Below are 12,187 nucleotides of genomic sequence, written 5' to 3' on the forward strand. Positions count from 1 at the left end.
TGAAATCCTAAAGCATACGACAAGGCTTATTTAAATTCAACCGACAAATGTTGTTCGGGAGACTGAGTCTAATAATAGATAACATGCCTATACATTTTTTATAGGAAGTTAAAAGTTATTAGCAGGTCACCCACCTGGGAGTATCTCGGGTATGAATTTATTGAGGCCACCGGTGTTTTGGGATTTTATTTAATAAAAAAAGTGTTGCTAAATTTAGCAACACTTTTTTTATTAAAATCCTAGAATACCTACATCATCACAAGTTGTAAATACAGAAGTAACATTATAAGATAAGTCATCTTTATAATTAGATATAAATCTTGCTCTAGTAAAATCTTCTTCTATGCTAAATTCATCTACCTCATGTTCACTCCATGTTTTTCCTAAGTCGGTAGATAAAGAAGTATTTAACTTACCATAGTTGACCCACATTAAATATAAGTAAGATTTATTTTTTATTAAGCTAGGATACATACAGGTAGAAGGGCTAGTTATATATGTTGATATATTAACATCTAATTTATTATCCATTAAATACCCATTTATATATTTTACGGCATACCCATTATCTATGTTTTCACAAAATGTTAAATGATAAAAATTCATACTATCTTTGAGTACTGAGAGATAAATTTTATTTTTCTTTGAGTTAGTAATTTGTGTAGGATTAGACCAAGTTAAAGTATTATAATTAAATCTAGATAAAAACACTTCTTCATATCCATCAACTAAATTAAAATAAAATACAATGGGAGACTGTTGGACCCATAGTACAACGAAATCATTTAAAACAATATGATTTATAAAATCAATCTTATTTTCTGTCCATACGCCATTATGATTATAATGATGAAATAAAGCACAAGTATTATTAGCGTTATTATTATGAACATAGTACAAAATATGAATATCATCATTAAATTTTTTTATATAAGGAAATAAAACATTAAACTTTTTATAATTATAAGTAAGAATATCTCTTTTAGTGAAGTTATTGCTATTTTTAGGGATTTCAAATAGTTTTAATGCATTGTCTATGTATATCCCATATAAAGAATCATCTTTATCTAATGTAAAATAAGAATTAGTAAAATCAATATAAGAATCAATTAGAGGAGTAGAATAAATTAAATTACTTTCTTTGTCAAAGTAGTCATAGACAAGTTTTTCATCTAAATAAAAATTAAACATATCTTTACTTGAACGTCTAATAATTGTGGAACACTTATTAATAAAACTCATATATATCCTCCCTACAAAAGTGTTTATAGTAAATATATATTATCAAAAAAAATATTTATTCTACTTTATACAAAGTAAAGTACAAGTAAGTAACAAATAACAAGTTAAATGCATAGTATTAATTAAGCTAAGAAAGCTAAGACACTTATAATAATTCATTTAAGGGGAGGACAATGAGGCATGCAAGATCTTAAAAGAAATAAAAGAAAAATGATGAACAAGCAAATGCAACCGATGGCTAATAAAGTTAATTCAGAAGAAAAATATATAGAAGAAGAATTAACTGAAGAATTAAGTAGAGCATGTGGAGGTAAATCAAAGCCACAACATCACCATGAACATGGATGTAATACAAATCATCATCACTGTGATTGTGGATGCACATGCGGATGCAATACAAAACCAGAATGTGAACCATGTGAAATTGATACAAAAGAGTGTATAGACAATAATGATAATTGTGGACCTGAGTGTTGCAATCCTATATTACCACAAAAATTCTCAACAGCAAATAGTGTACCGTATGCAATAGAAGCAAATAGAATATACGATACTATGGTATTCCAAACATTTACAGATGCAGTAGCTCCAAATGGAGAAGCATTAGATTTTGACTATGATGTAATTGAAGTAAATGGGCCTGTGCCAAAAGTAGGTCAAGTAAATGTAACTATAGAAGAAATATGCATTAACTATAGTGGAATAGTAATAGATACAGGGAATACAACATTAGAAGACTATGATTTACAACCACTAGAGCCAACAACTGGTAGACCGTGCGAAACTAAATTTGAATATGCAGTATGTGGAGAAAGAAATGCTACATGTTGTCAACAAGGAAAAGGAACGAATGTAGTGTATAAACAAAGAGGATTAAGTATAATTGTAGAAGACCTAGTATTAGAATTAAAAGGAAAATGTGGGTGTACAGAAATTATAGCATTAGCATATCCATCAGTTAAAGGAGCAGGAGGGCAAAAAAGAAAATGTGGAGATGTTGAATTTATATTTAACACGCTATCTTCTCCTATATGTGTACCATCAGATGGAAGAAATGTTACATTAAGACAAGATTATCAAACTAATCTAACAGTAGATTGTATAGGCAAAGCATTCTTAAAACATGTAGACCATGATGGTTGTCATGAAGGTCATTATCACTTATGTATACCAAATGATATAGATTTAATATTATGCTTACAATGCACAGTTAGCACAATAATTAATGAGCAATTAGTAGTTTTAGGAGCACCAAATGCTATACAACCAAGAATAGTTGACACTTTTAATAAAGTATGTGATTTTAAAAAATGTGGACCTGAAGTTAATCCATTAGAAGATAAAAATGGACATTGTGGATGTAAGAGATAATTAATTTAAATTAAAAAGCTATCAAGATTTTTGATAGCTTTTTTACATATAAAATAATTTATATTTTATAGTTTATATTTTATGCTATAGCAGTATTCAAATATATCGTTTTTTATATTAGAATCACATTCAGGATTAGTTTGAGTAGTACTATCACATCCTCTAATAAGAGAATTTGAATTTATCCATTGTCTAGATAAACTATTAAAAATTATAGTATTTTCAACTATATTTCTATTGCTAGTATTTGAACGTTTATATCTAAAGGTTACATTTGATAATTCATCAATATTTAATTTATAAATATATTCATTTTCTTTATAAATATTATTTATTGTATATCTAGAAACCTTATAATTAGATGGATTAAAATTGAAATGAGAAACTTTATATAGATTATCAGATATAGGATACTTCTCAACAACAAATATATTTAAGAAGTTATTAATAATGTATAATCTTATATCTTTAACATTTTTAGTACTATTAAAGACTTTAAGAACAACTCTTTTTTTCCAATGACCATTATTAGTAAAAAAATGAGTCAATTTACCACGGGTATCTAATCCACAAATATGGATATTCTTATTATCATCAATATTTGCAGAATAAGCATATATGTTATTAGCTAACTTTTCAGTTTGTTCATTTATATTTTTTATATATAGAGAATTTTTATCTGTGTATATATAAAAAGGTTTTATATCTGTATTATTCATAAATTTAGCCTCCTAATGTTTAAGATTTTTTAAAGCTCTAATAAGAACTATAATATGTAGTAAACATGTGAAAAGTGAAACTATCGTCATTGTATATATGTAAGCGTAAATATTTATACTTGGAACTGGAAGTAGTATATATATTGCTATTAATTGAATTATCATACTAATAATGGTAATTACACTAGAGGCCACTTCTTTTCTTATAGAATGTAAAATTCCTGATAGAGTTTGATTTAAAGACATAAATAAAGGAACTAAAAACATTGCTTTTAAATAAGTGCCAGCTAAAGCATTATTAAATATAATTAAGCATAACTTATTTCCAAAAATATAAAAAAATGTAGAAGATATAATTCCAACAATAATAGTAAGTAATAAAGCATAGTTGATTTTTTTTATAACAATTTTGTATTTACCCAAGGACATTTCTTGAGAAATGCTAGGTATTAAATTAACTACTAAAGCTGAACCTAAAGTAAAAGGAAGATAAACAAATGGCATTACCATTCCACTTATAACACCATACATACTCAATGCTTGACTGTAGCTAATACCTGATAGAACGAGTCTAGATGGAACTATCATGGAGCTAATTGCATGAAGTGATATATTAGACATACGATTACAAGTTATAGGAATAGACATTTTTATGGTTTCTATAGATGCACTATAAAAATCTTTTACTTGTATAGTATATTTATTATATAAATTAGAATTTCTACATAAACAGGTTGTTATAAATAGTATATTTATAGTTTCTCCAATAGAAATACCTAAAAGGGCAATATAGCAATTCATAGCCTTATTATTTATATACATAATAAGTAAAAATACAAATACTATTCTACTTATTTGTTCTAAAACTTGACCTATAGCAGGAACAGTCACATTTTTTAGGCCATAGTAGTATCCTCTTAAAACATTAGATATAGTTATGACAACTATAGCTGGACATATTGATAATATAAATAAACTTAAATTAGCATTTTTTAATAACTTAAGCGATATATAACTTGAATTAAAAGAAATAAATAATGATATAACTAAAGAAATAAAAAAAGCTACATATAAAGTAGAAATAAAAAGAACATTACTCCTATGTTTATCACCCAAAGCCTTTTTATTTGCTACAAGGCAACTAAGGGTAGTAGGTATTCCAGTTGTAGTAAAAGCTAGACAAATCATTAAAAAATTAAAAAGAATATGATATATTCCAAGGCCAGCTTCTCCTATAGCTTTAGATAAAAATATTTTATATAAAAAACCAAGGACTCTAACTATTATATTAGATAAAAATAAAATAATAGTTGAGAATACAAGATTGGGAATCTTCAATAAATCACCCCCTTATGTTTAAATATATTCATAAGGAGGTGAAAAAATAATTATATCTTTATAAATTCTGGTTTCATTTGATTAAATTTACATACATAATTAAATCCAGAGTCTTTTAGATAGGAGTATATGTAATCAAATTTATAGGCAATTTGAGTTGTATTATGAGAATCAGATCCAGTAGTTATTATTTCTCCTCCTAAATCTTTATATATATTAATTATATTCCTAGATGGAGTTAAATCTGGAAGGTTATATCTATAGCAAGACGTATTCAATTCAATACCCTTACCATCATAAATAACTTGTTTTAATATAGTTTCTATAATATCTGAAAATAAACTATCTTCTAAGATTTTGTCATAGGCACCATAACGTTTAATTAAGTCTAAGTGACCTAAAACAGAATAATCTTTATATTTTTTGATAACAGTATAAAGCTCATTAAAATAAGCTTCGTATGCTTCACGCTGAGTTTTGTCTTTGAAGAATTCACCAAAGTATAAATCTAATTTATTTATAGCATGAATAGAACATATTATAAAATCGAATGGATATTTATTTGAATCTTCACTACATCTATCTGTTATTTGTTTTTGAAGACCTAGTTCAATTCCTTTTTTAATTGATATTTTGTCACGATATTTATCTTGGAAGAAGTTAAGTTTATTAAAGTATTCATTGTAATCAATACCCCAATCAAAATCAGTATCAAGGTCATAATCAACGTGGTCGGTAAAACAAATTTCCTTAAGACCTAAATCTATAGATTTTTTTATCATATCCTCCATATCAGTTTTACTGTCATTAGAGAAATTAGAGTGCATGTGGTAATCATAAAACATAAAAAGTTCCCCTTTTTATTAAAATTTTGGTATTATATATACATACTACATATTAGCAAATATAAATACAACCATCAAGGAATTAATCAAAAATATAAGTGGTGATAAAATGGAAAAATACAATATAAAATTAGAGCAAGACACTGCAAAATACCTACAAATATATAATCATATAAAAAAGATGATAGTTGATAAAGAAATAAAAGAACATGAAAAACTACCACCAATAAGAAAACTAGCTCAATATATAGGAGTAAACAATACTACAATTGTAAAAGTATATGAGTTATTAGAAAATGAACGATACGTATATAAAACAGTAGGAAGTGGAACTTTCGTATCTGTACTTAAAAAAGACAAAGAAGAAGTTATGGTAAAAAAAGAAGGGGTTATTCATTTTGATAGTGGGAACCCGTCAACAAATATGTTTCCTATACAAGATTTTAAAAGTGCAGTAAATATGGCATTATCAGAAGAAGGAAGTTCTATATTTGAATATGATGAGGGTCTTGGATTTGATGATTTAAGACAAAAGATAGTAGGATATTTAGAAGATAAAGGAATAAGAACTACAAAAGAAAATGTTCAAGTAATATCTGGAGCACAACAAGGAATTGATATTGTTTGTAAGGGTCTTATAAACTATTCAGATGTAGTATTTGTAGAAGAACCAACGTATAGTGGTGCTATACAAGTGTTTAAAAGTAGAGGTGCAAAAATAATATCAATACCTATGCTGGATGATGGGATTGATATAGGAATATTAAAACTAAAGCTTGAAAAAATAAAACCTAAATTGATATATACAATGCCAAATTTTCAAAATCCAACAGGAATATCGTATTCTCCGTATAAGAAGAAAAAGCTAATAGAATTAGCTGAACAATATGATTTTTATATAGTAGAAGATGATTTTATAAGTGATTTTAAATTTGAGTCAGAGGATAATAAACCGTTAAAAAGTTATGACGATAAGAACAGGGTAATATACATAAAAAGTTTTTCGAAAATCCTAATGCCAGGTCTTAGAATAGGTATTGTAGATATACCTAATGAACTACTAAAAAAAGTATTATGGGCAAAGCATTCATCAGATATATCAACACCAGGGCTTATTCAAAAATCAATGTATTATTATATGGAGTATTTTAATTGGAATAACTATTTAGATTCGGTAGAAAAGGTATATAATCAAAAATATATATTAGCAAAAAAATTGATTAATGAAAAATTAAGCGATAGACTAAAAGTAAGAAATAGTAATGGCGGAATTAACTTTTTTCTAGAGTTACCAAGAGGATATTCCTCACAAGACTTTACTGATTTTTTATTAGATAAGGGTGTATCCGTTGTTCCTGGAACTTATTTCTTTGATAACTTACTTGACGATAGATTTTTTAGGATAAATATAGCAAAGTCAAGTATACAAGATTTAGAAAAGGGAATATCTATAATAAGTGATAATTTAGACGAATTTTTCAGGCAATATAAAAATACATTAGCATTAAAAAGTAATAAAATATTTTATTAAATTATAAAAAATAAGAAAGGAGAATACTTAAAATAGACAGATATATATTTTAAGTATGATGACAAAATGTTTGATCAAAAGAAATTAGATAGAATAAACGAATTAGCTAAGAAAAATAAAACTGAGGGATTAACTGAAGCAGAAATAAAAGAAAGAGAAGGGTTAAGAAAAGAATACTTAGAGAATTTTAGAGCTCACTTTAGATCTAGGTTAGATAATGTTAAAGTAGTATCTCCAGAAGAATATGATGAGTATATGAAAAATAATAAGAAAAATAATAACTAAGCATTTTACATACCTAAAATTATACGTTAATCTAATTAATATAAAATATAATATAAATTTGGGAGGCATACCATGGACCTAAAACATGAATTTAAAAATGCATGGGAAGTAGAAAGAGAAAATAATAAATTAGATGAAGTAATGTCATACTCTAAAGAATATATGAATTTTTTAGATAATGGTAAGACTGAAAGAACTTCTGCTAGGGAAATAGTAAAGATAGCTAAATCAAATGGATACATATCAATAGAAGAAGCAATAAGAAAAGGTAATGTAGTAAATGGAGATAAGATTTATGCAGTAAATAAGGATAAAGCAGTAGCTTTGTTTGTAATAGGTAAAAATCCATTAGAAAGAGGAATGAAAGTTATAGGTGGACATATAGATGTTCCTAGAATAGATTTAAAACCTAATCCATTATATCAAGAAGCTAATTTAGGATTTTTCAAAACTCATTACTATGGTGGTATAAAAAAATATCAATGGACAGCAACACCACTTGCTATACATGGAGTAGTTATTTTAAATGATGGTAAAAAAGTAGATATTTGTATTGGAGAAGATGAAGCAGATCCGGTGTTTTGTATAACTGATTTATTAGTACATCTTGCAGGTGACCAAATGCAAAAAAAACTTGCAGATGGAATAACTGGTGAAGGTCTAAACATATTAATTGGTCATATGCCCATAGAAGGTGAAGAAAAAGAAGCTATAAAACAAAATATATTAAAAATACTAAATGATAAATATGGTATGGTAGAAGAAGATTTCTTAAGTGCTGAAATAGAAGTTATTCCAGCTGGACGTGCCCGTGATTTAGGATTTGATAGGTCAATGATATTAGCGTATGGTCATGATGACAGAGTATGTTCTTATGGTGCAGTAAAGGCAATAATTGAAACTAATGAGCCAGAGTATTGTGCAGTCGCTTTATGCGTTGATAAAGAAGAAGTTGGTTCTCAAGGAAATACAGGTATGCATTCAAAGTTCTTTGAAAATACTGTAGCAGAGCTTATAGCATTAGAAGGAGAATATTGCGAATTAAAAGTAAGAAGAGCAATGGCTAACACTAAGGTTTTATCTGCTGATGTTTCTGCAGGGTATGATCCTAATTTCCCAGATGTTTATGAAAAAAGAAATTCTGCATATATGGGACATGGGTTAGTATTAAGTAAATATACTGGAGTTAGAGGAAAAGGTGGATGTAATGATGCTAATGCTGAATTTATGGCAGAAGTAAGAAGAACATTCAATACTGCAGGCGTAGTATGGCAAACTGCTGAACTTGGAAAAGTAGATCAAGGCGGTGGAGGAACCATTGCCTATATTTTAGCTAACTATGGAGCAGAGGTTATAGACTGTGGCGTAGGAGTACTAAACATGCATGCTCCACATGAAATAGTTTCAAAAGTTGATATATATGAAATGTATAAAGGATATAAAGCATTTTTTAATTTAAATGTATAACCGTAGTATATAATAAAAAGATAGACCTGTATTTACATACAAGGTCTATCTTTTTACATCAAAATAATCACATAGATTTTTTAAGAATCTGTCCTCTAGTGGGTTGAAAATTTTCTTTTTAGAATATATAAAATAAAATTTTCTTGTAAAATTAATATTCTTTATTCTATAGAAATTAATTTTATTAGAGTTTAAGTAATCAATACAAGATGCATAAGAGACAAAAGAAACACCGAAGCCTAGTCTAACCATTTCTTTTATAGACTCATTAGATTCTACATGAGCTAGTATGTTTAACTTATCAATAGAAAATTTATTTTTTTTAAGTGTATTTAATATTAAATTTCTAGTGCCAGAACCTTCTTTTCTCATAATGAATTTTAGGTTGTGTAACTCATTTATATCTATAAAATTATTTTTATTAGGTATAGTTAAATTATAAGGAGTTATAAGAACTAATTCATCATCAATTAAATCTATATACTCTACTTGAGGGTTATTGACCTTTGATCCGACTAGTCCAAAACTTATTCTTTCATTCAAAATTTCAGATATTGCATATTGAGAGTCATAATGACTAATGCTAAATCTAACATCTGGAAAATTATTAGAAAAACTTTTTAAAAAATCAGGAAGTATATAAGTTTCAGGTATAGAGCTACAAGCTATATCAATAATTCCTTCTATTTTGCCAGCATACTCCTTTATATCATAAATTGCTTTTTTACAATTATTCAGTATATATATAGCATGGTCATAAAGAATTTCACCAGATTTAGTTAAAGTTATATTTTTATTATTTCTATTTACTAGTATAGTATCTAATTCTCTTTCTAGATTTTGAATATGAGAACTTACAGTAGGTTGAGTCAGAAACAATTCTCTTGCAGCCTTAGAAAAACTTTGATGTTTAGAAACTGCGACGAAAACCTCTAGTTGCTTAAAATCCATTATTAATCGCTCCCTTTAATTATTATATATATATTATAGCATATATAAAAATTAAAACCATTTAGCCATTTTAATATAAACTTTTAATATATGCGATGTAATTTTGCCTATTTAACATTAATCTGATATAATACTAAAATAATTTAACTTTTAATTTCTAAATTTAATCTTATGTCAATTTAAACTTAGAAAATATATCCTGTTACAAAAATATTACAAAATGAAACTATCTATTATTAAAGTTGAATAAATAGTATATAATTTCTACAGGTCAATAAATAAATATTATTTAAAATAAGGTGTTTTTTGATATAATTGTAAAAAATATTGAAATTAACGGAAGGAGGACTAATCAATGAATTTAAAGAGAGCATTAGTTAGTGTTGTTGTATTGAGTATATTTATTACAGGTTGTAGTAAACAGTCTACAAGAGAAGAGTCAACTATAGCAGATGAAGCAACTCAACAAAAAACTATGACAAAAGTTCAAAATGATGTTAATGAAATAATGAACAAAGATTATGAATATATTCTGAAAAATATGGGTACTCCTTACTGCACTACATATTATGTAGATATGGAAAATGGAGGCACATTAGGTAAACTTGATGAAACAAGTAATATGAGATTAATATATCCTAAATATACATCAGATAACGAATTAGAGGGAAGTGCTTTATATATAGAATTAAGTAATAATAAGGTTACAGAAGTTCAAACTTATGAATTTTCTGATTATAATATTGAAATAGAAGCTGTAAGTAATAACGTAGATATAATCATAGATAAATATAATGAAGAATCAGGGATGTTACTAAAAAAGGTAGAAAATATTGATCTTAATGATTACATTGGTAAGAGTGAAGATGAATTATACAACATAGTTGGAGAAAATGTAGCTAACATAGAAGCGTATGACAAAACTAGAAACCAAAATGTTAAAGCATACTTTTTAAAAGATGAAAATAAAAATTCAACTAAAACATTAACTGTTTTTGGGAATGAAAATAATATCGAAGAAATTAAAGTAGTTCACAAAGATGAGATTATGAATTTAGTACAAAAATATTTATATAAATATTGATATATATAAAGTTATAACAATTGTTATAGCTTTTGAAAAAAGCAGAGTGTATAGTAGGCTCTATAAAAATTAGTAAATACTCATATAAAAATATTATATTTAATATTTTTTTGGATAAATTAATCTTAGATGCAAAAGTATTTGTAGGAGGATTAATTTCAATGAACAATAATAAGAACAGACTAAAAGACAGACCAAAATCTAAAGCAGAAATGAGAAACATGTATTCTGAGCATGGATCAGAGCTAGGAATAGAAGATGGTCTACATGTTGGAGCTAAAGATTCTGGATCTAATAAAACTAAAACACAGAAATTATATCACAAAGTTAAGAAAAAAGATTAAATAGATGATTAATAAAAAAGATGATCAGCTGGTAATGATATACAGTTAATCATCTTTTTTTCATTAAAAGTTGCATGGAAAATTTAAGGTGAATATTATTTTATAAATAATAGATTCTCCGAAAGTATAGATAATTTACTTTTACCAAATAGACAGTTTCTTCCTAAATATAATTTTGGTATATATGATATAGATAAATTACCAACGGATTGTTATAATTTTTTTACTTATTAGGATATTACAATAGATATAATAATTTGTATAATATACGAATTAAAGTTATATTAATGCATTTATAAAATGAAAAAGTGACAAAACGTCGAAAATGATAAAAATAAGATGTCCTATGAATTTATAGGGCGTTTTTTATTCTAAAAAAAGTTTTTATACATTTATATGTAACAATTTAATATCAATAAGAATATATATATACCAGGTGGATAACCATCTACCTAATATGTATAGGAGGATAATAATAATGTGTAATAATAGACCGATAATTAAAACGAGAAAATTAAATAAATTTAATAGATCAGAAAATCAAGAGAATAGATTAGAAAATCAAGAGAATAAAAAAGCAGAACGAGAAAAAACAAAAGCAGAACGAGCAAAAGCAAAAGCAGATAGGTTAGAAGAAAAAGAGAAGAGAAAACAACAACAACAACGAGAACAAGCAAAAGCAGATAGGTTAGAAGAAAAAGAGAAAAGGAAACAAAGACAAGCAGAAGCAGAAGCAGAAGCAAACGCAGAAGCAGAAGCAAACGCAGAAGCAGAAGCAGAAGAAGAAGCAGAAGCAAACGCAGAAGCAGAAGCAAACGCAGAAGCAGAAGCAGATGCAGAAGCAGAGTCAGAAGCAGAGTCAGAAGCAGAGTCAGAAGCCGACTCAGACGCAGACGCAGACGCAGATGCAGACGCAGATGCAGACGCAGACGCAGACTCAGACGCAGACGCAGACGCAGATGCCGACGCAGATTCAGATGCAGACGCAGACTCAGATGCAGATGCAGACT

At 27.1% G+C, this 12,187-nt stretch carries 12 protein-coding genes and 1 other RNA gene; 8 read left to right on the forward strand and 5 right to left on the reverse strand.

Going from position 1 to position 12,187, the window contains the following annotated elements; all coding sequences use genetic code 11:
• The first annotated feature begins 1 nt into the window (after position 1).
• A non-coding RNA gene (gene ssrS / locus VLM92_RS04960) (6S RNA) lies at positions 2-188 on the forward strand.
• 43 nt (positions 189-231) lie between these two features.
• Here the strand turns inward: ssrS and VLM92_RS04965 are convergent.
• Positions 232-1,242 carry a hypothetical protein gene (locus VLM92_RS04965; RefSeq protein ID WP_325275248.1) on the reverse strand — a complete coding sequence of 337 codons (1,011 nt, stop codon included), beginning with the start codon at positions 1,240-1,242 and terminating at the stop codon, positions 232-234.
• 180 nt (positions 1,243-1,422) lie between these two features.
• Here VLM92_RS04965 and VLM92_RS04970 point away from each other — a divergent pair, with 180 nt between their 5' ends.
• Complete coding sequence (locus tag VLM92_RS04970; protein WP_325275249.1) at positions 1,423-2,613, forward strand: hypothetical protein; 1,191 nt, start codon at positions 1,423-1,425, stop codon at positions 2,611-2,613.
• 65 nt (positions 2,614-2,678) lie between these two features.
• Here the strand turns inward: VLM92_RS04970 and VLM92_RS04975 are convergent, their stop codons facing one another.
• The 3 genes from VLM92_RS04975 to VLM92_RS04985 are packed head-to-tail and all read right to left on the reverse strand — an operon-like array spanning position 2,679 to position 5,515.
• Positions 2,679-3,332 (reverse strand): hypothetical protein, encoded by a 654-nt coding sequence (locus VLM92_RS04975; RefSeq protein ID WP_325275250.1) that lies wholly within the window; start codon positions 3,330-3,332, stop codon positions 2,679-2,681.
• Positions 3,333-3,344: 12 nt separating this feature from the next.
• Positions 3,345-4,670, reverse strand: coding sequence for a polysaccharide biosynthesis protein (locus VLM92_RS04980; protein WP_325275251.1), 1,326 nt, complete (start codon positions 4,668-4,670; stop codon positions 3,345-3,347).
• A gap of 50 nt (positions 4,671-4,720) precedes the next feature.
• A complete protein-coding gene (locus VLM92_RS04985; protein ID WP_325275252.1) occupies positions 4,721-5,515 on the reverse strand; it encodes a histidinol-phosphatase HisJ family protein in 795 nt (264 codons plus the stop codon).
• Positions 5,516-5,624: 109 nt separating this feature from the next.
• On the opposite strand from VLM92_RS04985, the gene VLM92_RS04990 reads away from it, so the two are divergent.
• The 3 genes from VLM92_RS04990 (at position 5,625) to VLM92_RS05000 (ending at position 8,798) form a co-directional block, all read left to right on the forward strand.
• A complete protein-coding gene (locus VLM92_RS04990; protein ID WP_325275253.1) occupies positions 5,625-7,046 on the forward strand; it encodes a PLP-dependent aminotransferase family protein in 1,422 nt (473 codons plus the stop codon).
• Between the two features lie 66 nt (positions 7,047-7,112).
• Entirely contained in the window at positions 7,113-7,331 is a 219-nt protein-coding gene (locus tag VLM92_RS04995; protein WP_325275254.1) for a DUF896 domain-containing protein, read from the forward strand.
• Between the two features lie 72 nt (positions 7,332-7,403).
• A complete protein-coding gene (locus VLM92_RS05000) occupies positions 7,404-8,798 on the forward strand; it encodes an aminopeptidase (RefSeq protein WP_325275255.1) in 1,395 nt (464 codons plus the stop codon).
• A 45-nt stretch (positions 8,799-8,843) separates the two neighbouring features.
• Here VLM92_RS05000 and VLM92_RS05005 read toward each other — a convergent pair whose 3' ends face one another.
• Positions 8,844-9,749: a selenium metabolism-associated LysR family transcriptional regulator gene (locus tag VLM92_RS05005; protein WP_325275256.1), complete on the reverse strand. Its 906-nt coding sequence runs from the start codon at positions 9,747-9,749 to the stop codon at positions 8,844-8,846.
• Positions 9,750-10,104: 355 nt separating this feature from the next.
• Here VLM92_RS05005 and VLM92_RS05010 point away from each other — a divergent pair, with 355 nt between their 5' ends.
• The 3 genes from VLM92_RS05010 to VLM92_RS05020 all read left to right on the forward strand — a co-directional run.
• Positions 10,105-10,833 (forward strand): hypothetical protein, encoded by a 729-nt coding sequence (locus tag VLM92_RS05010; RefSeq protein WP_325275257.1) that lies wholly within the window; start codon positions 10,105-10,107, stop codon positions 10,831-10,833.
• Positions 10,834-10,994: 161 nt separating this feature from the next.
• Entirely contained in the window at positions 10,995-11,177 is a 183-nt protein-coding gene (locus VLM92_RS05015) for a hypothetical protein (protein WP_325275258.1), read from the forward strand.
• A 478-nt stretch (positions 11,178-11,655) separates the two neighbouring features.
• Positions 11,656-12,187, forward strand: a 532-nt coding sequence (locus VLM92_RS05020) for a hypothetical protein (RefSeq protein WP_325275259.1), incomplete at its 3' end; no start/stop codon positions are given.

The sequence above is a fragment of the Romboutsia sp. genome (genome assembly GCF_035470145.1).
GTDB lineage: Bacteria > Bacillota > Clostridia > Peptostreptococcales > Peptostreptococcaceae > Romboutsia_D.

Coding starts and splice junctions, on each gene's coding strand:
- VLM92_RS04995 (WP_325275254.1), top strand. CDS start 7,113: ATGTTTGATCAAAAGAAATTAGATAGAATAAACGAATTAGCTAAGAAA.
- VLM92_RS04965 (WP_325275248.1), bottom strand. CDS start 1,242: ATGAGTTTTATTAATAAGTGTTCCACAATTATTAGACGTTCAAGTAAA.
- VLM92_RS04990 (WP_325275253.1), top strand. CDS start 5,625: ATGGAAAAATACAATATAAAATTAGAGCAAGACACTGCAAAATACCTA.
- VLM92_RS04985 (WP_325275252.1), bottom strand. CDS start 5,515: ATGTTTTATGATTACCACATGCACTCTAATTTCTCTAATGACAGTAAA.
- VLM92_RS04970 (WP_325275249.1), top strand. CDS start 1,423: ATGCAAGATCTTAAAAGAAATAAAAGAAAAATGATGAACAAGCAAATG.
- VLM92_RS05010 (WP_325275257.1), top strand. CDS start 10,105: ATGAATTTAAAGAGAGCATTAGTTAGTGTTGTTGTATTGAGTATATTT.
- VLM92_RS05000 (WP_325275255.1), top strand. CDS start 7,404: ATGGACCTAAAACATGAATTTAAAAATGCATGGGAAGTAGAAAGAGAA.
- VLM92_RS05005 (WP_325275256.1), bottom strand. CDS start 9,749: ATGGATTTTAAGCAACTAGAGGTTTTCGTCGCAGTTTCTAAACATCAA.
- VLM92_RS04975 (WP_325275250.1), bottom strand. CDS start 3,332: ATGAATAATACAGATATAAAACCTTTTTATATATACACAGATAAAAAT.
- VLM92_RS05015 (WP_325275258.1), top strand. CDS start 10,995: ATGAACAATAATAAGAACAGACTAAAAGACAGACCAAAATCTAAAGCA.